17 protein-coding genes and 1 riboswitch are annotated in these 24270 nt (G+C 51.2%); of the genes, 3 read left to right on the forward strand and 14 right to left on the reverse strand.

Annotated features, from left to right (window positions below):
- Nucleotides 1–34: 34 nt before the first annotated feature.
- Together glgD and H9Q78_RS07470 are read right to left on the reverse strand one after the other, a co-directional pair.
- On the reverse strand, nucleotides 35–1156 hold the full coding sequence (gene glgD / locus H9Q78_RS07465; protein ID WP_249300615.1) for a glucose-1-phosphate adenylyltransferase subunit GlgD: 1122 nt from the start codon (nucleotides 1154–1156) through the stop codon (nucleotides 35–37).
- Nucleotides 1153–2427 carry a glucose-1-phosphate adenylyltransferase gene (locus H9Q78_RS07470; RefSeq protein ID WP_249300617.1) on the reverse strand — a complete coding sequence of 425 codons (1275 nt, stop codon included), beginning with the start codon at nucleotides 2425–2427 and terminating at the stop codon, nucleotides 1153–1155. The genes glgD and H9Q78_RS07470 overlap by 4 nt, the downstream gene beginning before the upstream one ends.
- 203 nt (nucleotides 2428–2630) lie before the next feature.
- On the opposite strand from H9Q78_RS07470, the gene H9Q78_RS07475 reads away from it, so the two are divergent.
- Both H9Q78_RS07475 and H9Q78_RS07480 read left to right on the forward strand, forming a co-directional pair.
- Complete coding sequence (locus H9Q78_RS07475; RefSeq protein ID WP_249300619.1) at nucleotides 2631–3728, forward strand: metallophosphoesterase family protein; 1098 nt, start codon at nucleotides 2631–2633, stop codon at nucleotides 3726–3728.
- Nucleotides 3728–5608: an ATP-binding protein gene (locus H9Q78_RS07480; protein ID WP_249300621.1), complete on the forward strand. Its 1881-nt coding sequence runs from the start codon at nucleotides 3728–3730 to the stop codon at nucleotides 5606–5608. The genes H9Q78_RS07475 and H9Q78_RS07480 overlap by 1 nt, the downstream gene beginning before the upstream one ends.
- A gap of 62 nt (nucleotides 5609–5670) precedes the next feature.
- Here the strand turns inward: H9Q78_RS07480 and H9Q78_RS07485 are convergent, their stop codons facing one another.
- The 4 genes from H9Q78_RS07485 to murC form a co-directional block, all read right to left on the reverse strand.
- Nucleotides 5671–6837: a ribose-phosphate pyrophosphokinase gene (locus tag H9Q78_RS07485; protein ID WP_249300623.1), complete on the reverse strand. Its 1167-nt coding sequence runs from the start codon at nucleotides 6835–6837 to the stop codon at nucleotides 5671–5673.
- A gap of 94 nt (nucleotides 6838–6931) precedes the next feature.
- Complete coding sequence (locus H9Q78_RS07490) at nucleotides 6932–7930, reverse strand: ATP-binding protein (protein WP_249300625.1); 999 nt, start codon at nucleotides 7928–7930, stop codon at nucleotides 6932–6934.
- Between the two features lie 50 nt (nucleotides 7931–7980).
- Nucleotides 7981–9039, reverse strand: a complete 1059-nt coding sequence (locus tag H9Q78_RS07495) for a DnaD domain protein (RefSeq protein ID WP_249300627.1) — start codon at nucleotides 9037–9039, stop codon at nucleotides 7981–7983.
- A gap of 265 nt (nucleotides 9040–9304) precedes the next feature.
- Nucleotides 9305–10687, reverse strand: a complete 1383-nt coding sequence (gene murC / locus H9Q78_RS07500) for a UDP-N-acetylmuramate--L-alanine ligase (RefSeq protein ID WP_249304777.1) — start codon at nucleotides 10685–10687, stop codon at nucleotides 9305–9307.
- A gap of 462 nt (nucleotides 10688–11149) precedes the next feature.
- On the opposite strand from murC, the gene H9Q78_RS07505 reads away from it, so the two are divergent.
- The gene (locus H9Q78_RS07505) at nucleotides 11150–11353 is read left to right on the forward strand and encodes a hypothetical protein (protein ID WP_249300629.1); all 204 of its coding nucleotides are present in this window, start codon (nucleotides 11150–11152) and stop codon (nucleotides 11351–11353) included.
- A 252-nt stretch (nucleotides 11354–11605) separates the two neighbouring features.
- Here the strand turns inward: H9Q78_RS07505 and H9Q78_RS07510 are convergent, their stop codons facing one another.
- The 8 genes from H9Q78_RS07510 to H9Q78_RS07545 form a co-directional block, all read right to left on the reverse strand.
- Nucleotides 11606–12112 (reverse strand): QueT transporter family protein, encoded by a 507-nt coding sequence (locus tag H9Q78_RS07510; protein WP_249300631.1) that lies wholly within the window; start codon nucleotides 12110–12112, stop codon nucleotides 11606–11608.
- 150 nt (nucleotides 12113–12262) lie between these two features.
- Entirely contained in the window at nucleotides 12263–12775 is a 513-nt protein-coding gene (locus H9Q78_RS07515; protein ID WP_249300633.1) for a shikimate kinase, read from the reverse strand.
- 28 nt (nucleotides 12776–12803) lie between these two features.
- Entirely contained in the window at nucleotides 12804–14456 is a 1653-nt protein-coding gene (locus H9Q78_RS07520; protein ID WP_249300634.1) for a putative manganese-dependent inorganic diphosphatase, read from the reverse strand.
- A gap of 267 nt (nucleotides 14457–14723) precedes the next feature.
- Nucleotides 14724–15101 (reverse strand): hypothetical protein, encoded by a 378-nt coding sequence (locus H9Q78_RS07525; RefSeq protein WP_249300636.1) that lies wholly within the window; start codon nucleotides 15099–15101, stop codon nucleotides 14724–14726.
- An 89-nt stretch (nucleotides 15102–15190) separates the two neighbouring features.
- Nucleotides 15191–16309: an ABC transporter ATP-binding protein gene (locus H9Q78_RS07530; protein WP_249300638.1), complete on the reverse strand. Its 1119-nt coding sequence runs from the start codon at nucleotides 16307–16309 to the stop codon at nucleotides 15191–15193.
- The gene (locus tag H9Q78_RS07535) at nucleotides 16309–17331 is read right to left on the reverse strand and encodes a FecCD family ABC transporter permease (protein WP_249300640.1); all 1023 of its coding nucleotides are present in this window, start codon (nucleotides 17329–17331) and stop codon (nucleotides 16309–16311) included. Before H9Q78_RS07535 ends, H9Q78_RS07530 begins: the two co-directional genes overlap by 1 nt.
- Nucleotides 17332–17362: 31 nt before the next feature.
- Nucleotides 17363–18616: an ABC transporter substrate-binding protein gene (locus H9Q78_RS07540; protein WP_249300642.1), complete on the reverse strand. Its 1254-nt coding sequence runs from the start codon at nucleotides 18614–18616 to the stop codon at nucleotides 17363–17365.
- A complete protein-coding gene (locus tag H9Q78_RS07545) occupies nucleotides 18616–23706 on the reverse strand; it encodes a hypothetical protein (protein ID WP_249300644.1) in 5091 nt (1696 codons plus the stop codon). Before H9Q78_RS07545 ends, H9Q78_RS07540 begins: the two co-directional genes overlap by 1 nt.
- Before the next feature lie 367 nt (nucleotides 23707–24073).
- Nucleotides 24074–24268: riboswitch (cobalamin riboswitch) on the reverse strand.
- Nucleotides 24269–24270 lie beyond the last annotated feature (2 nt).

Raw genomic sequence — 24270 nt, forward strand, 5'->3', positions numbered from 1 at the left:
ATATAGTCCCCTTCCTTCATCTCTTACTAGTATATTAAAGTACGAATCTCTCGTTCTTTTCGATGACGATCTTGATATTATCCGGTTCTCCAATGTACGTCATATTGGCCCGAATCGTATCTCTGCTCTCCACGATGCAGTTCTCGATCCTGGTATTGTCCCCAATATAGACATCATTGAGAATAATGGAATTCTTGATCACACAGTTGTTTCCAATATATGCCTTTTTAAACAAAACTGAATTTTCCACTTCCCCATTGATGATACACCCGCTGGAAATCAGACTGTTTCTCACTTTGGCCCCTATATTGTACTTGGCCGGCGGATTGTCGTCCACCTTCGAATAAACATCCGGATACGTATTGAAGAAATAATTCCTCACTTCCGGTTTCAGGAACTCCATATTCGTCTTATAATACGCATCCACGCATGAAATATTGTTCCAGTAAGATTCCAGCTTGTAAGCGTAGATCCGCTTCATATTTTTGTACCGGATCAGGATATCCTGTACAAAATCGTAGCGGTCTTCTTCTGCGCATTTTTCGATCAGCTCAATCAGCTGGCGCCGCCGGATCACATAGATGCCGCAGGATACGGTATGGGAGGTAGCTACCATGGGCTTTTCCTCGAATTCAATGATGCGGCCGTCCGAATTCGTCTTCACCAGTCCAAAACGGCTCACATCTGCTTCGGCCGGCATATCCTTGCATACCACGGTAATATCGGCCTGTTTGGAGATATGATACTCCAGTACCTTATTATAGTCAAGCTTATAGATACCATCTCCGGAAGCAAGCACCACATAAGGTTCATGGCTGCTCTTCAAGTAGTTTATGTTCTGCCAGAGAGCGTCAGCCGTCCCTCTGTACCAGTTGCTGTTGACCGTCGTAAGGGTGGGGGTGAATACAAAAAGCCCTCCCTGCTTTCTTCCGAAATCCCACCATTTTGATGAACTCAAATGCTCATTTAACGATGTGGAATTATACTGGGTGAACACCGCCACCTTTTTAATATGGGAATTGGACATGTTGCTCAATGAGAAATCTATGGCCCGATAGCTGCCCGCAACGGGCATTGCGGCAACTGCGCGTTTCTCTGACAATTCCCTCATCCTCTTGTTATTTCCGCCTGCCAGAATGATCCCTATCGCTCTCATTGTGCCTCACCTGCCTTTATAATAAAGTCTCCGCTGCCCAGCTCTCCGTCAGGGTAATCCGATGCGGCTGTCACACCGGAAATGGCCGTATTCCTTCCCACCGTCACACCGTCAGGGATATAGGAATCCTCTCCCACGGTCACCAGGTCAAACGCATATACTCTGGGGTCAAGCTTGCTGGGAGCAAAGTCTCCTGTACCCAGCCGTACATTGGCTCCCACCTCCGTGTTGTCCGCTATGATCGCCTTGTCAACAACCGTGCCGTCGCCGACCACCACATCCTGCATCAGGATCGAATCCCGTATCACAGCTCCTTTTCCAATCTTCACGCCGGCGCCTATTACCGAGTTATATACCTCCCCGTATACTTCCGCCCCCTCTGCGACGATGCTCCGCTCAATGACAGAATCCGAAGATATGTATTGAGGCGGAAGAATATCGCTCTTTGTATAAATTTTCCAGAACTCTTCGTAGAGATTGAACACAGGAATGATATCAACCAGCTCCATGTTCGCTTCCCAGTAGGATCCCAACGTCCCAACGTCCTTCCAGTAGCCGTTGTACTCATAAGCAAAAATCCGGTCCCCGCGGCTGTGGCAGTACGGAATCACATGCTTGCCGAAATCACAGCCAGGCTCATCGGACATTGTGATAAGGGCCTCTTTTAATACTTTCCAGCTGAAGATATAGATGCCCATGGAAGCCAGATTGCTTCTGGGCTTGGCCGGTTTTTCCTCAAACTCCGTTATCCGGTTATTTTCATCCGTGATGAGCACACCGAAACGGCTTGCTTCCTCGATGGGCACAGGCAGCGCCGCGATGGTGATATCTGCGTTATTCGCCTTGTGATAATCGAGCATCACTTCATAATCCATCTTATAGATATGGTCTCCGGATAAGATCAGAACGTATTCCGGATTATACGCCTCCATATATTCCAGATTTTGATAAATAGCATTGGCAGTGCCGGTGTACCACTCACTGTTTGTACTCTTTTCGTAAGGCGGCAGCACCGTCACCCCGCCCACATTGCGGTCCAGATCCCACGGGATGCCGATTCCGATGTGCGCGTTCAGCCGAAGCGGCTGATACTGAGTCAGGACACCCACCGTATCTATGCCTGAATTGATACAATTGCTCAGCGGAAAATCAATTATCCGGTATTTACCGCCAAACGCTGTCGCCGGCTTGGCCACCTTTGACGTCAATACGCCCAGCCTGCTGCCCTGGCCTCCTGCCAGAAGCATCGCAATCATTTCTTTTTTAACCACGCTATCACCTCTTGCTGTTATATTTTGTACCACTAGTGTAACACATTTTTTGGAATAAGTGAACAATTATTTTTAGAAAATAGCCTAAATTTTATGCAATTTATGAGATACATTTTTTTGAATCTCCCTTTTTTATATGATATAATGTACACGTTAAGCAGATTATTTTTGACAAGATGACGAATAGAAAGGAGCTGCTTCTTATGAAATTCATTCATACCGCAGACATCCATCTGGGCTGTCAGCCCGACCGGGGATTTCCCTGGTCCAGAGAGCGTTCATTCGATATCCTGACCGCTTTCCGGGATCTGATCTCCGCCTGCCGGAAGGAGCGCCCGGACCTCCTGCTCATCGCAGGGGATTTATTTCACCGCCAGCCTGCGCTGGCCGAACTCAAGGAGGCAGACGCCCTCTTTGCCAACATACCCGAGATTCCGGTGGTCATGATCGCCGGAAACCACGACTGTGTCCGTCCGGGCTCCGCCCTGTCGGAGTTTTCCTGGTCTCCCAATGTGACCTTCTTGTCCGGAAGCGGGTTTTCACAGGTTTCCTTTCCCAATCTGGGAACCGTCGTCCATGGATTCAGCTATCACACCAGGGAGATCAAGGAAGCTCTGTATGATGATCTGAAGGCCCCGGAGGATGGAAATCTCCATATTCTCCTGGCTCATGGAGGAGACGCGGACCACATTCCCCTGGACAGGAAAAAGCTGGCCGCTTCTGGCTTTTCTTACATCGCCCTCGGTCATATACACAAACCGGAAATTGATGCTGAAAATCGTTTGGCCTTTGCCGGATCCCTCTCTCCCATCGAGCTGACCGAGACCGGGCATCACGGATATATCCAGGGTGAGCTGCTTCCGGGAAAAGACTCCGGAAATCTGAAGCTGCAGTTCATCCCTCTGTCATCACGCTCCTATATCCCATGCCGGGTGAAAGTAAGCTCCAAAACGACCAATCAGTCGCTTTATCAGACCATAACCAGATTCATGGAACAGTACGGGCCTTCCAATATATACAAGCTGGCCCTGACCGGAAAACGGGATCCGGACATCGTCTTTGACGAAGCCTACCTGCGGACAGCGGGAAGGGTTGTCTCCTATCGGGATGACACGATTCCTTCCTATGACATCCATGCGCTTATGGAAAACCACCGGCACGACCTGATCGGAGATTATATCGGCGCTTTCCTCACGGACGGTACCGAAGCTTCTCTCACGGACCCGGTAAAAAGCCAGGCTTTTTATTATGGCCTGGATGCGCTTCTGGCCAACTTTGATTCAGAAACAGGAGAACCATAATGATATTAAAGGATATCCATATTTCCAGCTTCGGAAAGTACACCCACCAGGACATGTCCTTCGATGAAGGCATCAATGTTATATACGGCGACAACGAATCTGGCAAGTCTACTCTCCACGCTTATTTGAAGAGCATGCTCTTCGGCATGGAGCGGGGCCGTGGCAAGGCCGCGTGGAACGATGCCTATTCCCATTACTATCCCTGGAACAGCCAGGCTTCGTATGGCGGCTCTCTGAGCTTTTCCGCCGGGGACGGCGAGTACCTCATTGAGCGGTGCCTGGATACCAAGAACCGCTCCTTGTCCTTAAAATATCAGGACAGCGGCCGTGTCATCGGTACCGAACAGTCCGATGTCGACGCTTTATTGGGGCACATCACCGAAGAGACCTACCGGAACACCATCAGTATTGAACAGCTGAGAGCCGCCACCGACGGAACCCTCAGCGCCCAGCTTAAAAACCACTTGTCCAGCATCGCTCTGTCCGGCACCTCTACTCTGGACGTGACCAAGACTCTGGCTTCCCTCAAGGAGAAGAAGCGGATTCTGAAGCAGCAGCTCGATCCAAGCGCCTCTTCTCATTATCAAGCTCTTTTCCAGGAGATCTGCGAAGCCGAAGATAAGTTAAAGGCCATGGACGGTCAGCCGGAGGAGCTGGAGAATCAGATAAAGGACCTGGAAGCAAAGCTCGCCGAAGAAAAGCAACGGCAGGCGGAGCTCAACAAAAGTATGGAAGAAAAGCGAAATGCGGTGGAATCCCACAGCCTCGCCCATATAAAGGATCCCGATATCTATCAGGAACGGATCCAGGATGCCTTTACCGCATACCGGCTGGCCGCAGAAGAAACAGCAAAGCATGCCAGACGCGCCCTGCGTCTTCGGGATATCATCTCCGGCACGATTTCCTTCTTCATCTTCCTGCTCCTTGGCCTTGGCACCTTGTTTTATGAGGATCTTCCCTTCACGGGAACTCCATTCCCGTTCCCCAAGCTGCCTTTCCTGATCTTGTTTTTTGCCGCTACAGGTATTTCTTTCCTGCTTACCATCATCCTATTCGTCCGATCTAAAAAAGATGATTCGGACTCAGAGGCCATGGCGGCGGAAACGGAACAGTTCCTGCGGAATGAATTTACCGCGCATCTTCATACTTCCGAAATCTCGGAAGAGAACATGAAAGCCATGGAAGAAAAAATGGCGGAATACACTGCAATCCAGAAAGCACTTTCCGAGGAATATGTTCAGTCTGAGGAATCTCTCAAGGCCACAGTCGCCTTACAGGAAAAGCTTCAAAACGCTCACGGCGAAATGGCCCGGTGTCAGAAGGAGGCCTGGGAATTTGAACAAGCCTGCAAGCATCTGACCGAACTGGAGGAACAGAAGAGCGCCCTCGAAAAAACCATTCAGAAGAATAAAGAGATCCAGGAAAAGATAGAAGCCATTGGTCTTGCCGAAGAAACCATCTCCTCTCTTTCTTCGAAAATCCATGAATCCTTCAGTCCCGTTCTGAACTCAAAGGTTTCAGAAATCCTCTGCGCCATTACAGACGGCGTCTATGAACGGCTCTATATCGACGAAAACTTGTCCGTAACTCTTCGGAGCGGCGGCCGGACCATCCCGCTGGAATCCTTAAGCCGCGGGACCATAGAACAGGTCTATCTGGCTTTGCGGATCAGCGCCGTAGAGATCCTGTATCCGGATCTTTCCCTGCCGATTCTCCTGGACGATACCTTCGCCTATTATGATGACTCCCGCCTGCACAATACTCTTAAATGGCTGGCGGAAAATTATCCCGGACAGGTACTTCTTTTTACCTGCCACAAACGGGAGGCTGCCTATTTATCCAGGCTGAATGTCCCGTACCATCTGCTGGCCTTAAGCTGAAACAATAAAAGGATGTCCAGACAGTCTCGTCTGTGACATCCTTTTTCTTCAGTAAGATCCTTTCAGCCTCTGTACCTTTCCAGCAGGCTGTTGATCCTGGAGGTGGGATTCAGAAGCTGGTTGATGGAGACATCGTGATTCATATAATCGACCAGCATAGCGATATACTTGCTCATATCCACATCGATATAATACGGCTTCGCCAGAAGCTCCGGCGTCTGATAAATCAGATTTGTCGTCAGCATCCGGTCTATGAGACCATTTTCGAAATATTCATCGAACTTCTGCAGGCCGCCTGTGAACAGACCGAAGGTCGCACAGATGAACACCTTTCTGGCTTTCCTGCGCTTAAGCTCCTTCGCCACATCCAGCATGCTCTCCCCGGAGGAGATCATATCATCAATGATGATCACGTCCTTGCCCTCCACAGAAGCGCCCAGGAACTCATGGGCCACTATGGGGTTTCTCCCGTTTACCACCTTTGTATAGTCCCGGCGTTTATAGAACATTCCCACATCCAGCCCCAGCACATTGGCAAAGTAAATGGCGCGGCCCATACCGCCTTCATCCGGACTGATCACCATCATATGCTCGCTGTCGATCTTAAGCTCTCTCTCATGTTTCAGGAGATGCTTGATAAACTGATAAATAGGCTGTACCGTTTCAAATCCCTTCAGCGGGATCGCGTTCTGCACCCGCGAATCATGGGCGTCAAAGGTGATGATGTGATCCACTCCCATGTGCACCAGCTCCTGAAGGGCCAGCGCGCAGTCCAGGGATTCTCTCCCGTTGCGTTTATGCTGCCTGCTCTCATACAGAAACGGCATCACGACCGTGATGCGCCTGGCTTTCCCGCCTACAGCGGCGATGATACGCTTCAGATTCTGAAAGTGATCGTCGGGAGACATATGGTTCACACGCCCGCAAAGGGAATAGGTCAGACTATAGTTGCAGACATCTACCATGATAAACAGGTCGTCGCCTCTGACCGATTTATCGATCACCCCTTTTGCCTCTCCGGTTCCAAAGCGGGGGACGTGGCTCTCAATGATATAACTGTCCTTTTCATATTCTGAAAAGACGACGGAAGTCTTATGCTCATTCTGGCGTTCTTTTCTCCATTCCACCAAATAGGCGTCCACCTTCCGGCCCAGCTCCTGACAGCCATCGATCGGTATCAGTCCCAGAGGACCCACCGGTATGGTATTCAAATCATGCTCGTCCTGCATTCTTTTATCCCTCCTGTGTTCGTCTGCATACTCTCGGTACAGCTTAGTTTTACTCTTTCGTACTTTTAGAGGGTATCATCGACACCGCGGAAAGTCAAGATGTTTTCCCGCTCAATCTTTTTTTTATCCGGATATCCGCTCCAAACAGCGGAATCACGCGGTAGCTGCTGATGATCCTGGAAAAAATTCTCTCAGAATAAATATCCCGCAGCTCATTCATGGTCAGGTTCGTGGAGATGATCGTCGCCCTCCCCCTCAGCTGCCTTGTGTTGATGCAGTAAAAAAGCTCTGAATTGGTAAAGCTGTTGGTGAGCTCTGTCCCCAGATCGTCAATGATCAGCAGGCTGCATTCCAGGATGCCCTTATATTTTTCTTCCCGCTCTTCACCGCCATGGTCAAACCTCTTGTCGGAAATCAGCTGGAACAGATCGGAAGAAGTAAGATACAGCACCGCCTCAGCCCGGTCTAAAAGCGCCTTGGCAATGCAGTTGGTGAGGAATGTCTTTCCAGTGCCGGCCGGACCGGTGAACAGGAGATTCCCCCCGCGCTCATGAAATCCCGCCGCATAATTCCGGCATTCCTCCACCACAGCCCTCATATACTCATGCTGGCTGATTCCTTTCTCTTCATTCACAATAAGAGTCTTATCATAATATTCAAAACTGAGACAGTCAAAATTCTCAGCCTGCAGAACCCGCTCCAGATTAGACTGCCCGTATAAAAGCGCGATTTCGGCCTGCTTCAGACATTTACATTTCCTGCCGCCCACATAGCCGGTGTCCCTGCACTCCGAACATGTATATACCGGTTCCATATAATCGGGAGCAAACCCTCCCATGGCGAGCAAAGTTTCTTTGCTCTCCCGCAGCTCCTTCAGCTTGAATCTGAGGCGCTCAAGCGCCCCCTCCTCCCCGTCCAGCAGCCGTCTGGCCTGCTCCACGGATATGGCGCTGATCTCCCTGTCGAATTCTTCCATCTGGGGCAGCGCGCGGTACACCTCGTCGATCCGCTCATCCTGCCTTCGTTTACTGTCCAGCTGTTTCTTCTGATATACCCGCATCAGCGCGTCATACTGGGAATTATTCAGTGCCACATCCATCCTCCCTGCTTTCCCTCCGGCTTGTCCCTGCAGTGCAGCCGGTCCTACATCAGCCCGTTGATCTTCTTCATCAGTTCATCGCAGTCATAATCTCTTTCTGTGAAATTATGAAACTTATTGGATTTTTTCAAGTCCTCTTTTTTTCCGGCGGCCTTCCTGCTGCCGCCGCTTTTCGCAGCCGGCTTCTCATCCAGCCTGGCAATATCGTCCCGTTCCCGTATTCCCTTTTCCTTCCAGTCCCTCAGGATTCTGTCCGCATACTCGAAGCTTGGCTGGTGAATCGCCCGCATCGTCCTGTCGCAGGCTTCCACCACCACTTCTACCGGAAATCCGTAATCCCGGAACCACTGATCAATCATCGCCCGTTCACCGGCGGCGGGATTCCGGCCGCCCAAGCCGAAAGCTTTCAGCACCGCATAGGTGTTCCGGCCTCCCATCACCGCTTCCCCTTTGGCCTGCTCCACCGTCCTGATCCCGCGCTCATGCCAGTTGAGGGCAACCGTCTCTATGTATCTCATGCTTTTATGTCCGCCGGAAACGCAGTATTCAATCAAATATTCCAAAAGCTCCGCCGACATGCCGACAGAACCATATAAGTTCGCCAGCACATCACAATCCCTGGGCGTCAGCGTCTTGGCCGTATACCTTCCCGCAAGATAAAGAAGCTGGCAGAATTCCTCGTCTGTCTGAAGCGCCTGCAGATCCGCAGGCTTTCTCTCAGATTCCCGTGCGGCTTCCGTTTTTTTTCCGGCCGTTACGGCTTCCTCCGCCGTAACAGCCGATTCCGCACAGTCCTCTTCCAGCAGGACAATGCCCTGCAGCTTTTTATCTTCTCCGTATTCTAATTTCAGGAGATTCATTCTCTCCCAATATTTCAGCGCGCGCAGTACATCCTTTTCCGTATTATCAAGTCCGTCAGCCATGTGGGAAATAGAAAGCTCTCCTCCCTCGGAGACCCGCCGCAAAAGCAGCAGATAAACCTTCACAAACTCACCGCTTGCCTCCGGAAGGAACCGGTCGATGAACTGGTTTGATACCACCGTCACACCATGCTTCTGCCGGTTTGTCACAAATAGCCCTGCCATGCTCCTCACCTCTCTCATCCGCCTCCCATTATAACACAGGCCCGGCAAAAAGAGAACCCGTTTTTCCCCCGCAGAAGCGGCCCCACGTTCTAATATATCCACATTGTGGATACTGTGTATATTGTGGATAACCGTCCCCCAACTTCGATATTTTTTCCTCTTATTCCTCAAAAATGTCGAATATACGGGATAGTTACAAATATATCAATCCCACCATTGGACAAAAAAATCCACATGCTGTCCAACCCCAAATTGTTGATAAGCATGTGGATATTGTGGATAACTATAGCCCTAACAGGTTTTCCCCAATCTTTACAACGTCTCCGGCCCCCATAGTTATCAACAATTCTCCGGGGACACAATTTTCCAGCAGAAAATTTTCTATTTCATCAAAGGATTCAAAATAGTGGGCTTTTTTTCCCAGTTTCTCCAATTCGACAGCGAGATCCGCAGAACTGATCCCGAGTGTATCTGTCTCTCTGGCCGGATAAATTTTCGCCAGCACTACTTCATCTGCCAGAGAAAGCGCATCAGCGAATTGCGAAAGCAGCGCTTTTGTCCTGGTATAAGTGTGGGGCTGGAACACACACCATATTTTTTTCTTCTTTAGCTTTTTGGCCGTAAGAAGGGTCGCTCGGATTTCATCGGGATGATGAGCATAGTCATCTACTACCGTCACACCTCCCAGGACTCCTTTGGTCTCAAACCGGCGTTCTGTCCCTGTGTATCCGTCCAGCCCTCTTTCAATCGCCTCGTCCGGCACATGCAGGGCTTTCGCCACGGCAACTGCGGCCAGAGCGTTCGCCACGTTGTGCTCTCCCGGCACCTCCAGCGCGATATGGGCAATCTTCGTCCCGCGGAAAAGTACGTCAAAAGACGCATGGCCCGCTTCATCATAACTAATGTCTGCTGCCCTGTAATCTGCTTCTCCATTCTCCAAAGCGAAGGTCACCACAGGACAGGACAGGCCGCCCGTCAGCTTCTGATAATCCGGGATATCCCCGTTGATGATCAGCATGCCGTCCTCCGGCAGCAACTTCGCAAAGGTATGAAAAGACTCCCGGATCTCATCCAGATCCTTGAAGAAATCCAGATGATCCTCCCGGATATTCAGAATCACTTCTATGGTAGGAAAAAAGGAATGAAAGCTGTTGGTATACTCGCAGGCCTCCGTCACAAAACACCCGGAATTTCCGATGCGTATATTCCCGCCTATGCTGTGTAGGATGCCTCCCACGGAAATAGTCGGATCCGCGTCGGCCGCCAGCAGAATCTCCGTCACCATGGAAGTGGTGGTGGTCTTGCCATGGGTGCCGGAAATGGCGACGGCGTCCTGATAATTCTTCATCATCTGTCCGAGAAGCTCTGCTCTTGAAAGAATAGGCAGCCCCCGCCTCACCGCCTCCGCATACTCCGGATTATCCGGATGCACTGCCGCCGTATAGACTACCAGGTCAATATCATCCGTAATATTAGACGCCCTCTGCCCCCGGCAGACTGCCGCCCCGTTCTGCTCCAGATGTTCCGTCAGCGGCGTCACCGCAGAATCCGATCCGCTCACCTTAAATCCCCTGGCCAGCAGAACTTCCGCCAGACCGCTCATGCTGATCCCGCCTATGCCTATGAAATGCACAGCAATGGGTTTCTGAAAATCTATCTGATACATACTGTTTCCTTTCTCTATTTCCCTCAATTTCATCTCTCATCCATATGATCGCCGGCGCTTTCCGGCTCCGTCTCATCAGACATATATGATTCACTATTCCTTTGAATACCGTTTAAACAAGTTTTCTTTGTCAGATTTACAAGGCAAGAGGAAATCCGATTCCATCCAGGCGGCTCGCTGGCAGCCGTAACCAGCATCTTTATGGCCTCCGGTCGGTCCTTTCCAACTGACATGGATAAATCGATATTTTTCCATGTCAGATTCCAATAAAAACCTGCATGAGATTCGGTTTTTACCTCCCTGCGGCCGGGAAGATCCTGCTAACGCCCTGCGGCGCTCACCTTACGATGGAATCGGATCCTTCCTCTTGCTCTTCTTCCCGCACCGAAATAAGCTCTCACTCGTTTTAAAAGCTATTGGGGCGGTCCACCGCGGCCCGCTGCCGTAAGGCGCGCGGGCCGTGTGGATATCCAATCCTTTTCTGGAATCAAAGGAACAAAAATCGTCCGAAATGGTGCGGCAGAAAAGATACCGGCAGAAGGATTCCGGGCCGGCCTAAAGGTGAGCGCCGCAGGGCGGCGGCCGGTGTTCCCCAGGCGGAGGGAGGCAGAAACGAAAAATACCGATTCCGTTTCTGAGCGAACCGGAGACGGAAAATCATCCTGATTTTCCGCCGACATGTGAGCGGTACTCCCGGAGCGGGGATAAAACGGCCCCCGCATCGCCAGCAAGCCAAAATCGTGACGGACCGGAACTTCTGCCGGTATTAAACTTAAGCTTAAGCGGAGCTAACTAAAAATGATTCCAAAATGTATTTTGTATTATAGCACAAAAGACAGTACCTTCCAATACTGTCTTTTTCCTGCTCCGCCAATACGCACGCCATATTGCGGACGCCGGCATCGTGTTTCTCATTCGTCATGCGGCATTCGTCCGAAAAATCACGCCCCTGTATTTCTCCAGAGCCAAAAGAAGTATGTTCCCCAGCCCTCCGATGGCAAGCACCTCACCAATGCCTACCGTAAACATCAGATAAGGAATCATCTCCGGAGCGCCATAGGCATACCGCAGCACCCACGGAATAATCAGCACATTGGATAATATGGGCGGGACGCACACCAAAAACTTATGTCTCCTCAGAAGATAGGAAAGCACCGCGCCTATCAAGGTAGCAAGGCTTCCGAAGACGATATCCAGCATCATGCCGCTTCCCAGTATGTTTGACAGCAGACAGCCCACAAAAACGCCGGGCACTGCCGCCGGAGTAAAATAAGGAAGAATCACCAGCGCTTCTGAGATCCGGAACTGAATCGGCCCGAAGGCCACCGGCGCAAACGCCAGAGTCAGCACCACATAGATCGCCGCGATCAGCGCTCCCTGTACCGTGAATAAAGCCGCCTTGGATGACATTCTTTTCTTTTTCATATTCTGTTTTCTCCTTTAGTTTTGTTTTAGGTGAGGAAGGTCTCGAACTCACCAGTATAGTTCTGCCTTTTCCCGTCTGCAGGGGAAATCAGCTTCCATACTATAGCATAAATAAACAGGAATTGCAAGCGGCAAAGCGGCTGGCTCCCATCAGTTCCACTCCACCAGCATTCTCAGCTCATCCACGATCTGACCGCTGGTCTTCTCTGTTTCGTCAATAGTCACATCCGCATACCTTTCATATAAGGGCACACGCTCTTGATACAGATCGAAGAGTGTCATTCCGTCCTTGAGCGCCACCCCTCTGTCGTGGAGGTTCCCCAGCCTTTTCTCCAGGTCCTCATAGCTGATCTTCAGATAGACCACCGTTCCGATCTCCTTCAGATGCTCCATGGCCTCCTCTCCGTAAATCACGCTTCCGCCCGGGGCGATCACCGCCTTATCCGCAGCGATATCCCGGTTCACCTGGTTTTCAATGGCCAGAAACCCGTCCAGTCCTTCCTCTTCTATGATCTCTTTTAAGAGCCTTTCCTCCTGCTCCTGGATCAGCAGATCCGAATCGATGAACTTATAACCCAACCGTTTGGCCAAAAGAACCCCTATCGTACTCTTTCCAGAAGCCGGCATCCCTACCAGCGTGATATTTTTCCAATTATATCTCATCTTTCCTCTCCTTTCTCTGCAATCTGTCTTATCCCTGCAGGACCAGCATCATGGCCGGGACAAACTGTTTTTTTCTGGAAACCACTCCCGGCAGGATTACCGCCTGGTTCTGAGGCCTGCAGCCGGGAAAGGCCTGCTCCAAAAGCTGCTCCCCGTTGAAGCTGTCGCAGAGCACCTCGGTGGACTCATCCAGAATACTGGTCAGCATGAAGAACAGCATATCCACGTTGTGCTTGTTCTTCATTTTCTCCAGAAACGGAACCATCCTCTCCTTCAGGTTCTGGAGCTCCTCTTCGTCCATGGAACTGATCTGGGCGATTCCAACCGTCGTCCCCTCCATGTTAAAAACTTTATAATCCTGATAAAAAATTTCTTTCTCAGATTTCTGCCTGAGGTCGCTGCCCGCGGCGAACATTTCCCGCGCCAGCTTTTTCGTATCAACGCCCGCTATGCCTGCCAGAATCTCCGCGGCCTGCCGGTCAATTTCCGTGCAGGTGGGGGAACGGTACAAAAGCGTGTCGGATACAATCGCGCTGCACAGCAGGCCCGCCACCTCCGGACAGATCTCAGCCCCCGCCTCTTTATACATCTGGTATATGATCGTAGCCGTGCAGCCCAAAGGCTGGTTCCGAAAGAATACCGGCGAGATAGTCTCCAGGCTTCCGAGTCTGTGATGGTCGATGATCTCCAGGATATCGGCGCCCTCTATGCCCTCTACCGCCTGGGATCTTTCGTTGTGATCCACTAAGATCACCTGCTTGCGCTTCATCCCCAGCAGGTTCCTCCTGGAAATCATGCCTTTATAGTGACCGTCCTTATCTAAGATCGGGAAATCCCTATGGCGCTTGCTCGCCATAATGTCTTTGATATCATCTGTATAATCCTCAATATCAAAGCTGATGATATGATTCGTCTTCATAAAATATCCGATTGGCATACTCTGGTTTATGAGCCTGGAGGCCGTAAACGTGTCAAAGGGGGTGGAGATCACTGTACATTGTCTCTCTTCTGCCAGCTTTCGAATGGTCATAGAGACCGGGGCTCCGTCACAGACGACGATGCAGCCCGCGTTCATCTCAATGGCGCAGAACTGGGACTCATAACGGTTTCCCAAGATTACCAGATCGTGCTCCTCGATATAGGATTCCATCAGGTCAGGATTGGCCGCCGCCACCAGCACCTTGCCTTTGTCAAAATAATCCTGTTCATCACCGACGACCACGATCCCCTCCAAGGTCTCTTTTATATTCACATATTGGGTGCAGGCCGCAGAAAGGATCGCGCTGTCATATACATTCATATAGGAATTGGCAATGTCACCGATAGTTATGAGCCCCTCCAGGTGGTTGTCTCTTGTTATGGGAAGTGTAACGACACCCAGATCCTTCATCAGAGACCATGCCTTTTTCAGAGATATATTAGAGCGTACCCCTTTGGTCTTCCTTATCTCAATGTCTTTTATCTGTGTCCGGACATCTTCTCTCAGCTCCGGCACCGGGATATTGAATTTCTCCAGGACATATTGGGTCTCCGGGTTTATCATCCCCGCCCTGCAGGGTATGTGCTCTTCTCCCGTCAATGCCTGTTTAAGCCTTGCATAGGCTATGGCCGAACAGATGGAATCCGTATCCGGATTTCTGTGTCCGATGACAATGACCTTTCTTCCTGCCTCTTGTATCATAAAACTGTCTCCCTCCTTCATATCAGCAAATATGGATTTCCTAATATTAACGCTTTATTTATATTTCATTCATATTTTGTTCACACTTTATTGTTATGCTATTTGTATAAAAATCAAGGATTTAAACAAGGTTTTTCGTCAAAATGCATATAGATTTTTCATAATTATCCCGGAGCTTATGCTCCGGGAACTCCTCGTTTCAGAGGCTTTTTTAATATTATGAAAGAACAAAAGAGGGTGCATCTCTACACCCTCTGTTTTCATTCCTCAATTCTGAGCCGTCGTTTCAGCCGCTGTCGTCGCGGCCTCAGTCGTTCCAGCTTCCGTCTCTTCTGATGCGCCAGTCTCCTGAGCAGTCGTCTCATCGTCTGACCCTTCCCCGGCCTCCGTTGTCTCTTCCGTCAAAATACCGGCCATATCCTGTACGATCATAGAACTGCTGGAATAATCAGGCTTCGATTTCTGCGCCTTGACGTACTGATTTCGGATGGTGATCCCAACGCCCGTGCCGACGCCCGCCAGAACCAAGACCAGGACCAGGATGGACACAACCTTCATGAGCTTGCGATGCTTCCGTTCCTTTTCGACCAGCTCTTTCCTTTTTGCTTTCTGCTCTTTATACTTATCTACTTTTTCCTGACTCATAACAACAGTTCCTTTCTCCGCATCTATCCGGCTCACCGCTCTGTTCCCCGGTCAGCCAGTCCTTCGTCATCATATCATAAATCCGGGGATTATTCAAGAACTTCATGCCTGAGTTTCCGCAGTTTTCCCTGCCGCTGCGCCTCTGAAAAAAGTTCTGAAAACCGTCGGTTGCAGGGGCCGATCTCTACTCCGGCATCGATCACCGTCTCACAGGATTCCATCAAAGATAACGCCCTGGAAAACGCCTCGTCTCCAATCTCCCGGAAAGGCTCCTCCGCAACCACCTCTGAAGCCAGGAGCCTTGCAAGCCTGTAATCGATATCGTTTTTATAGAGGATAGCCGCCGCAAATGGAATCTGCTCCTTCTGCAGGCGTCTGTAAACAGGAATTCCCGTTCCGCAGGCCGAGAGCACCAGTACCCTTGGCATCCCTCCCGGCCCAGGAAGCTCAATGCTGCCAAAGCAGGGATCAAAATACCCGTTGTCGATATCGTAAAGCTCCCGTATGGTCTCCTCCTTAAAAATTTCGTCCGGCCTGCCAAAATGAGAAATCCATTCTCCCTTGACGCAAAGAATCTTGTCGGAGATCTTTTGGGCCAAATCAATCTCGTGGAGAGACATGATCACCGTGATCCGCTTCCGCTTCGCCATGTTTCTCAAAATGGACAAAAGCTCCAGTTTATGACGGATATCCAGAAATGAGGTGGGTTCATCCAGTATGATGATCTCCGGGTCCTGACAGATTGCGCGGGCCAGAAGCACCCGCTGGCGCTGTCCATCGCTGATGTTATTAAAATCTCTGGCGCCCAGGTCCTCCGCATGAACGGCGCGCATGGCCTCCTCTACCTTTTCCTCGTCCTCACGGTTCAGGATCCCGAGACGCCCTGTGTAGGGATAGCGTCCTGTCGCTACAATATCGTGGCAGGTCATGAGCTCTGGCTTCATGCGTTCTGTCAACACCACAGACATCCTGGTGGACAAAGCTTTAAAGGACATCTCTCCGATGCTTTCCCTGTCAAAGACCACCGTTCCGGCAATCAGCTTCAGCTGTCTTGTGATACTTTTCAAAATGGTGGATTTTCCGGATCCATTCGGTCCGATCAGAGTTACAATCTCCCCCTTGGAAACCCCAATATTGATATCCCGAATCAGCGGTTTTCCATTGTAGCCGACGGAAAGGTTGTTCATTTTCAGATGATAGTCTGCCATCACTGCCTCCCCTTCTGCCGCTTCAGCATCATAAAAATGACTATGGGCGCTCCAAAGATGGACGTTACCGTACTGATGTTCAGTTCCAGCGGCGCAAAGGCCGTTCTTGCGATCAAGTCGCACAGCATGCAGAATACTCCTCCGCCCAGGAAGGTTCCTGGGATCACCACCAGCGGCCGCGATGTATTCAGGCACCTTTTGATCAGATAGGGAACCGCGATCCCCACAAAGGAGATAGGCCCCGCAAAGGCTGTCACGCAGGCGGAGAGAATGCTGGAAAGCAAGATCAAAGCCACTCGGAAAGCCTTGATGTTCACCCCCATGCTCTGGGCATAGGCCTCTCCCAGCTGATAGGCCCCGATGGGCTTTGAAAGAAAAAAAGTGATCAAAAGAGTGACCGCCACCACCACGGACGCCACCGCCACATTACTCCAGCTCATGCCGGAAAAGCTTCCCTGGGACCAGCCATGGAGATTGACGATGTCAGAATCCTCGGCAAAAGTGATAACAAAGTCCGTCACTGCTGAACAGATATAGCCTACCATGATTCCGGCGACTAAAAGCGTCGCCATATGATGAAGGCGCCTGGAAAACAACAGGATGAACCCAATGGTGAGCAAAGACCCCAGAAAGGCGGCCACGATAAGAGTATATGAAGAAACGGACCGGGATCTCCCTAGGAAATAGATCATCGTCAGGGCGACCACCATTTTCGCGCCGGAGGATATCCCCAGCACAAACGGTCCTGCGATGGGGTTCTCAAAAAAGGTCTGCAGCAGAAAACCTGAGAGGGACAAAGCCCCTCCCAGGATTGCTGCCATCAGGATCCTCGGCAGACGGATTTTCCAGATAATATTGTACTCGGTCGCGCCCCCTGTCCCGCGAAATAGAATACGCAGGATCTCCGGGACAGAAATATCCACGTTCCCGGTGTTGATATTCAAAACGGTGATGGCCAGGAAGGCCGCCAGTAGAACGGCAAATACCAGGATATACCTGGAACGCCGTTTAAAATTTTCCATATGAAAGTCCTGCTGCATATCCTGTCCTCGTCTACTCCACTTTTGTTAAAAACGTCATCTGAGACGCGTCACCGCCGGTCAGCATAAGATTCAGATCGCGAATCAGCTCCCCGACTATGTCCGTTGCCTGGTACAGCGACTTTCCTGTGGTCCAGACGTTTCCCTCCTTCACCGCTTTGAAGTCCGAAAACATCTCGCTTTTGGCCAGCAAATCCTCCACACCGGCCAGAGGCGCGTCGATGGACGCGTTATAGACCAGATAGTCCGCATCCACGGCAGTCGCGTAAAATTCCTCCATGGTCAGAGGGATCGATGTCTTTCCAGACTCATCCTGAAGGTTGGAAAACGCATAGCGCCCTCCTCCGATCTCAATCATCTTCGGAATATAATCTGTGGGCTTCCTTACCACAACAGAACCGTCTGTGCTGACGTAGAAATACGCCACAGTCTTTTCCGTGTTTTTAAAATCTTTCAGATCGCTGATCACCTTGGCCTGCTGGTCAAAAAATGCTTTCGCTTCGTCTTCCTTATCTACCATAACACTGTATGCCTTGATCCACTCCGTTCTTCCCAGCGGATGGCTCTCGTAGCTGGAGCGGTCGATGAACACCGGGATATCCAGCATTTCGATCATCTCCTGCACCTTCGGGGAATGAAGAATCATAGTCGACTCAATGGCCAAATCGCACTGTTCATTCACCAGAAGCTCATAATCCGGTTCGCTGTATTTTCCGGCAAAGAGGACGTCTCCACTTTCCATGGCCTTCACAGCGTCGTCTATGTACCAGCCAGAGGCCTGGGTACCACTCAAACGGATAGCATCCAGCGCATTCATGGAAGCAAAAAGGGCCATGGCTGAGGTCGCCGCCAGATAAATCTGATCCAACGGCTGCTGCAGAACAATGATGTCCTCGTCCAGGCCATCCGGAACCGGCTTGTCTTCCGGGATCACCAGATATCTGGCGCTGTCATGGACATCGATCAGTCCGTAGCCGCCTTCATAATAATACACATCAAAGCACTCCGCATAGGTGAGCTCCATGGTTGACTCATAGGTAAGTCCTGCAATTTCCGGCGCGTCGCCGCTCTCTCTGGCCGCTGTCGTCACCTGTGTCTCTCCCTGACTGCTTTCCGTCCCGGCCTCTGTCTTCGTCTCCGCAGCGGTTTCCTGTGTCTCCGGGTCCGTCTGCTTTTCTGTTTCCTTTTCCGCTTTCTGTCCGCAGCCCCCCAAAAGGAGGACTGCAGCCAGTATCAGCGCCGTAACCTGATATAACTTCTTCTTCATCATCTGTTCTCCTGCTGCGCTGCTTTTTTCACAGCCGCCTCAAAAAGCTGGTCCGCTTTTTCCTCACAGCTGAAAAGTACGCCGTATACTTTGATCCACTCGTATTTGGCCAGCTCAGTCTCTTCATCGGCAGACCGGTCGATGATCACCGGGATATTAAACATGGCAAGGTTCCCGGTAAGCTCCTCGAAGCGTTCCGTCTGCTCTTTGGCCGTAAGCTCTTCGGCCTCTGCTCCGTTCATAACAGCTTCGCTGTTTTTCTCCGCGGCCTTTTTCTGGCCGTCTGTTTCTTCATCTTCTTTTTCCCTGGGAAGCAGTTCACCGGGCAGAACAGCCAGATTGGTCTCCTTTTTGATCAGAGCCTTATAATCGGGCAGGTCATACTGTCCGCCGAAAATTACCTCAGCTTCCTCTTCTCCATCCTTCACGGTCATTCTTTCCGCGACAGAATCAATACCACAGTCCTTCTGCTCACAGCCCACCGCTGCCAGATTGTCGAGGATATCCAGTGTCTCCATCATCTCCAGAATCTCATCGGAGGCGGCATAGGCTTTGTCCGCAGGCATCCTCACGATGATCATATCCTGCTCCAGGCCGACCGGAATCTCGGTGTCCTCCGGGACAAGGAGATATTTCACGACATTTCCTTTGTAAAGCTCTGCGGCGATCTCACCTTCGCTGGGGACAAGTTCCTCCCCATCCTCCGTGATGATCTCCGTTTCGGCAGATGCTTTTGTTTTTTCCTGACCGTCACTCTCCGCAGACTCTGCCTGACTGCCGTCCTCTTCTTCCGCCAGCTTTTCCGGGTCCCTCGCCGTATCCTTCGTCAAATCAATTTCCAAAAGGACAATGTCCTGATCATAGTGATAAATCTTGAAATATTCCGCGTAATCCAGCTTTGTCTCAGACTGATACTCCAGCCCGATAATCTGGGGAGCCGTCTCATCCAGCTTCTCATTGCTGTTCTCCCCGGCTGCTTCTCCATTTGCTGCCGCCGCCAGATAAATGAAAATGGTATATTCAATCTCGTGGGTCGCCGACATTTTCGTCGTCATTCCAAAAATCTTATTATTTTTGTTCAGTGCTACAGGGATGACAACAGTGGCCGTGCCGCCGCTCTTAGTGGTATAGTAAGTGTTTCCGTTGGCTTTCACATATTGATAAGAGTCACTGCTGAATACCAATGTCGCATAGGCCTGCCCGTTCTTTACGGTGATCTTGTTGCAGGTTATTTTTACTCTGCCCGTACCGCCGGACCAGGAAAATTTATCCGGCTTATAGACGCCGTCCGCCAGAGTCGTCGCACTGTCCACCCGTCCGGTGGAACCGCCGGTATCAGACTCATACTTAGACTCATTATCGGCCTTTCCGTCATTGTCAGGGATCACATCCGGCTGGTTACCGTCGTCTTTGCCGTTATCGGGATCTACAGGCGTTACCGGCTCATCTCCTCCGCCGGAGATATCGCCGATCTTCTTCATCGTCTCTGACCGGAAAGTCAAGGTCCTGTCATACCACTTGTCATTCTTGATGGAATGTGCCGCGACCGCGATTCCCTTGTCCAAGGCCTCCACAGGAATCGTATAGGTATACTTGCCATTGGCATCCTTCACAAAAGGAGCCCAGGAGGACTTATCCGCCTTTTCTGCGTCAGCCGCGGTCCCCACATACAGATAATCGTAGCCAGTCCCGCTCAGGGTGAGCACCGCGTTCATCTTTCCGTTCTTTACAGTCAGAACGCATTCCACCACCCGGAACATGGCCGCGCTGGAATCTGCTTCGATGGTATAGACGCCGTCTGCTATGGCCGGCGTGACCGCTTCCATGCCTTCGGACCGGAAATTCAAAGTCCTGTCATACCATTTGTCATTCTTAATGGAATGTGCCGCGACCGCGATTCCCTTGTCCAAAGCCTCCACAGGAATCGTATAGGTATACTTGCCATTGGCATCCTTCACAAAAGGAGCCCAGGAGGACTTATCCGCCTTTTCTGCGTCAGCCGCGGTCCCCACATACAGATAATCGTAGCCGGTCCCGCTCAGGGTGAGCACCGCGCTCATCTTTCCGTTCTTTACGGTCAGGACGCAGTCCACCACCCGGAACATGGCCGCGCTGGAATCCACAGTCACTTTGTAAGTTCCGTCAGACGGAACGGTGGGATCTACGGGTTCCGGGTCCGGATCCGGCAGATCACCCGTTCTATCCAAAATGCCATTTATAAAGAAACTTCCCGACTTTTCTGACCAGGAGCTGCTTTTTTCCACATGAACCACATAACTGATCTCTTTTCCCAGATCGGCGGTTGGAATGGTAAAGGTAAAGCTCTTATAGGTATCGCCGATATCCGTCCTGGGAACCGCATCCACGGCTTTTGCATCCTTCACGGAATCCGCGTCACTGGCCAGGCCGATATAAAGCTTATCATAATCCCTCGCCTGGGTGACCAAAGTCACCGTGGCTGCACTGCCGTTGATCGTAAGGCTGCTCCCCCGCTCAAAGCTGAGGCTAGTATAATTGGATACCGGATAGGCAGAGCCATATAAGTCATAAGTGCCGTCCGCCGTCGTATTTGCGTTCCCCGCCAGATTCGGCACATGGATGAACAGATCCCTGGCATAGCTGAACCAACCGCCGTCATTTCCGGGGGTAATGGGAATATTCATCCCCTGCTTCTTTGCCGGGACCTGGAAGGTGAAGGCCGTCCTGTCGTTATCTCCGTCATAGGAGCCTGTGCAGGTCACTGTTTTATTGGTATCAGACTGAACGCCCTGATACAGCTTCGTCCATGTATTTCCTTTTACATACAGAGTGAGGACCACCGTATCCCCCTTCAGCACCGCCTTGGAGGAAACAACTGCAAAATTATTGTAAGAAGCTCCGGTGCCGCCCGCAATAGCCTTGATCGTATCGGTCTCTGTGGGAAACTCCTCAATCCCTTCATCCGGAATGTAGATCCAGAGGTATTGATTCGTATACCAGTCCTTGGCGCTGCCTTCCGGATATCCCAGAGAGACCGGGAGCACCTTGCCCTTATCGGCCGCCGGGACACGGAAGGTAAAGGTCCAGCCGCCGGAAGCAAGCTTCGTTCCTGCGATCACCGGCGTCTTGGAGGCATCATCCTTAAAACCTAAATAGATTTTGTCAAAAGATGTGTTTGCTGTGGAGATTGTAATCTCCAGCTCTTCACCCTCAGCTGTTACGGTGGATTCGCCGACCTTAAACATGGCAAATTCGGCTCCATTGTCCTTTACGACTTTTACCGTACTCCCTGTGACCACAGGGGCCGACGGCACTCTGACAGCAGCTGTGGAAGATATGGCCGTTGTGCCGTTCCCGTCGGTGACCACACAGCGGTACTGCCCCGCCAGATCTTCCGACATAGTAAAACGGTATTCAAAAGTTTTGGCGCTGTCGCCGGTACAATCTGTCCATTCGTTTCCGTCCGCGCTGTACTGCCACTGGTAAGACAGGACTGCTCCTGCTTCGCCTGACGCCTCCACCGAAAGGATGACCTCGGCTCCTGCGCCCGTCACAGTTTCGCCCGCGGGCTGGCTGGTAATGGTGATCTCCGAGGGCTTCTTAAAGCTGTCCGCCGCAGGAATCTGAAATGCCAGAGAGCTGCTGGTGCTCCACGTTCCTTTGGAAGCGCTCCTCGGCACAAAGTGAACCTCTCCGCCCATCATACTGGATGGAACGGTAAATTGGAATTTCTGAAGATTCTTATCTGTATCCGTTTCTCCAAGAACGACCGGTTCTTTGGGATCGTCGTCTTTCATTCCGATATAGATCGCGTCATAAGAAAATTTCCCGCTGGAGGCCGGACTCACCCAAATCGTGACGTCAATTCCGTCACCCTTGACCACGGCCTTTGACGCCGCGATCTTAAACATGGTATAGGCCTGTCCGGGCTTTTTAGCATCGTCGCTGCCATAAACGGCGGTAATCCCGTCATTGGCCAGATATCCTTCCTGCTCGCTGGCCGCACTGACCTTCACCGCATCTGTAACAGCTTCGGCTCCCGCGCTGTCTTTTACCATACAGCGGTACTGTCCTGCCAATGCCGCCTCCATGATGAAGCTGTAAGCAGCAGCCTGTGCGCTGTCTCCCGCACAGTCTGTCCATCCGCTCCCATCGGAGCTGTACTGCCACTGATATGTCACTCCTTCCCCGTCAGCCTCCGCTTTAAGAGTCACCGTCTCCCCGGCCTTTTTGCTGACCGCTTCCGGCTGTTTTGTGATCACCAGGACCTTGGGAATACTCATCCACAGGTAATTTTCCGACCAGGTTCCCTGATCGGAACGGCCTACAGAAACTGGAATCCAGCTGTTTCCGGAAGACAGGGGAACCTGGATGGTAAACTCACAGGTCTCTCCAGTCTTGACCCCGGTAAAATATCCCGGTTTGCTCCCGTCGGACTGATACCCCAGATAGAGCCAGTCAAATGTCTTTTTAGCGCCGGTCTGGAAGGAAATCTCTATCATGTTTCCTTTTACAGTGCAAGTTGGATTTGTGATTGGAAACATTCCATATGTGCCGCCGTCGTTTTTTACTACCGTCACGCCGCTTATGGCGGCCGTCGGCTTCACCGGCTGCTCATCTCCACCGGCTGCCAATAAAACCGTCTGGACCGTATCAATATTCTTTTCACCGGCGTCAGCCGCAGACGTGGGCTCCGCACCGCTCTCGGCCGCGGGCTGTGTCTCCGCCGCGCTGCTTTCCTTTGCCGCTGCACTGCTCTCCTCCGCACTGGCAGTCCCGGCAGCTTCCTTAGTCCCGCCGGTCTCCGTCGAGGACTCCGTTTTGGTACTCTCCGCCTTGCTTTCCTTTCCGGCCTCCGTACTTTCTGCTGCCTCCGGCTCTTTCTTGTCTTCTGGAGCCGTACTGCTTTCCTTCGCCGCCGGTTCTTTTTTCTCTTCTGAAGCCGCGCTGCTCTCTTCCGCCGCCGGCTCTTTCTTCTCCTCCGATAATGCTGCGCTACTCTCCTCCGCCAGCTCAGACGCTGCCGCGTCTGCATTGATACTTGACAATGGAGATAACAGCATTGAGAAAACCAGCAGTAAAGCCAGCAGGCTCATGCTTTTTCGTTTCATCTTAATAATCCCCTTTCCGCGTGCTGCGTTATTCTTTCTTTGCAGGCCGCCCAATTTGATCGGACGCCTCTGTCTTCTTTATCCAGCGCTTCCTCTCTCTAATCCGGCAATCCATTCCTCCTGTCTTTGTGCTTATCGCACGGTTCCGGCCCAGGGAGGCGGCCTTTTGCCTGTCGGCGGTCCATCATACGGATATTATCAAGATGAACACGTATCTACACGTTTCAAAGGACACACCTTTCTGTGAAAAAATGGAGTGAGCAAGCCCATCTCAGACTCCCTAGAATAAAAAAAGCCCGCCCTTCTCCGAAGTGCAGACACTAAAATAAGTCCATTTCTGGATGAATATCATGCTTTCTTCGGAAGCAATTCACCAACATTTTCAGCAGTTTTCCTGACTTACAGATCATTGTTCTTCCGCGCCTTCTCAATACCTTGCGGTACAATGGCTTTTTGCGGTTTCGCTCCCTGTTCACAGTGGCCGGACCGTCCGGGACTTGCACCCGGTTCCCTTTTACCCCTGTGCCTGACGGCACAGGGCACTGAAAATCCCATGTTTATTTT

This window comes from Qiania dongpingensis (assembly GCF_014337195.1).
GTDB lineage: Bacteria > Bacillota > Clostridia > Lachnospirales > Lachnospiraceae > Lientehia > Lientehia dongpingensis.

Excerpts from the sequence above, each read along its gene's own strand:
- glgD (WP_249300615.1), bottom strand. The coding sequence starts at position 1,156 with ATGAGAGCGATAGGGATCATTCTGGCAGGCGGAAATAACAAGAGGATG.
- H9Q78_RS07475 (WP_249300619.1), top strand. The coding sequence starts at position 2,631 with ATGAAATTCATTCATACCGCAGACATCCATCTGGGCTGTCAGCCCGAC.
- H9Q78_RS07480 (WP_249300621.1), top strand. The coding sequence starts at position 3,728 with ATGATATTAAAGGATATCCATATTTCCAGCTTCGGAAAGTACACCCAC.
- H9Q78_RS07485 (WP_249300623.1), bottom strand. The coding sequence starts at position 6,837 with ATGCAGGACGAGCATGATTTGAATACCATACCGGTGGGTCCTCTGGGA.
- H9Q78_RS07495 (WP_249300627.1), bottom strand. The coding sequence starts at position 9,039 with ATGAGAGAGGTGAGGAGCATGGCAGGGCTATTTGTGACAAACCGGCAG.
- murC (WP_249304777.1), bottom strand. The coding sequence starts at position 10,687 with ATGTATCAGATAGATTTTCAGAAACCCATTGCTGTGCATTTCATAGGC.
- H9Q78_RS07510 (WP_249300631.1), bottom strand. The coding sequence starts at position 12,112 with ATGAAAAAGAAAAGAATGTCATCCAAGGCGGCTTTATTCACGGTACAG.
- H9Q78_RS07515 (WP_249300633.1), bottom strand. The coding sequence starts at position 12,775 with ATGAGATATAATTGGAAAAATATCACGCTGGTAGGGATGCCGGCTTCT.
- H9Q78_RS07520 (WP_249300634.1), bottom strand. The coding sequence starts at position 14,456 with ATGATACAAGAGGCAGGAAGAAAGGTCATTGTCATCGGACACAGAAAT.
- H9Q78_RS07525 (WP_249300636.1), bottom strand. The coding sequence starts at position 15,101 with ATGAGTCAGGAAAAAGTAGATAAGTATAAAGAGCAGAAAGCAAAAAGG.
- H9Q78_RS07530 (WP_249300638.1), bottom strand. The coding sequence starts at position 16,309 with ATGGCAGACTATCATCTGAAAATGAACAACCTTTCCGTCGGCTACAAT.
- H9Q78_RS07535 (WP_249300640.1), bottom strand. The coding sequence starts at position 17,331 with ATGGAAAATTTTAAACGGCGTTCCAGGTATATCCTGGTATTTGCCGTT.
- H9Q78_RS07540 (WP_249300642.1), bottom strand. The coding sequence starts at position 18,616 with ATGAAGAAGAAGTTATATCAGGTTACGGCGCTGATACTGGCTGCAGTC.
- H9Q78_RS07545 (WP_249300644.1), bottom strand. The coding sequence starts at position 23,706 with ATGAAACGAAAAAGCATGAGCCTGCTGGCTTTACTGCTGGTTTTCTCA.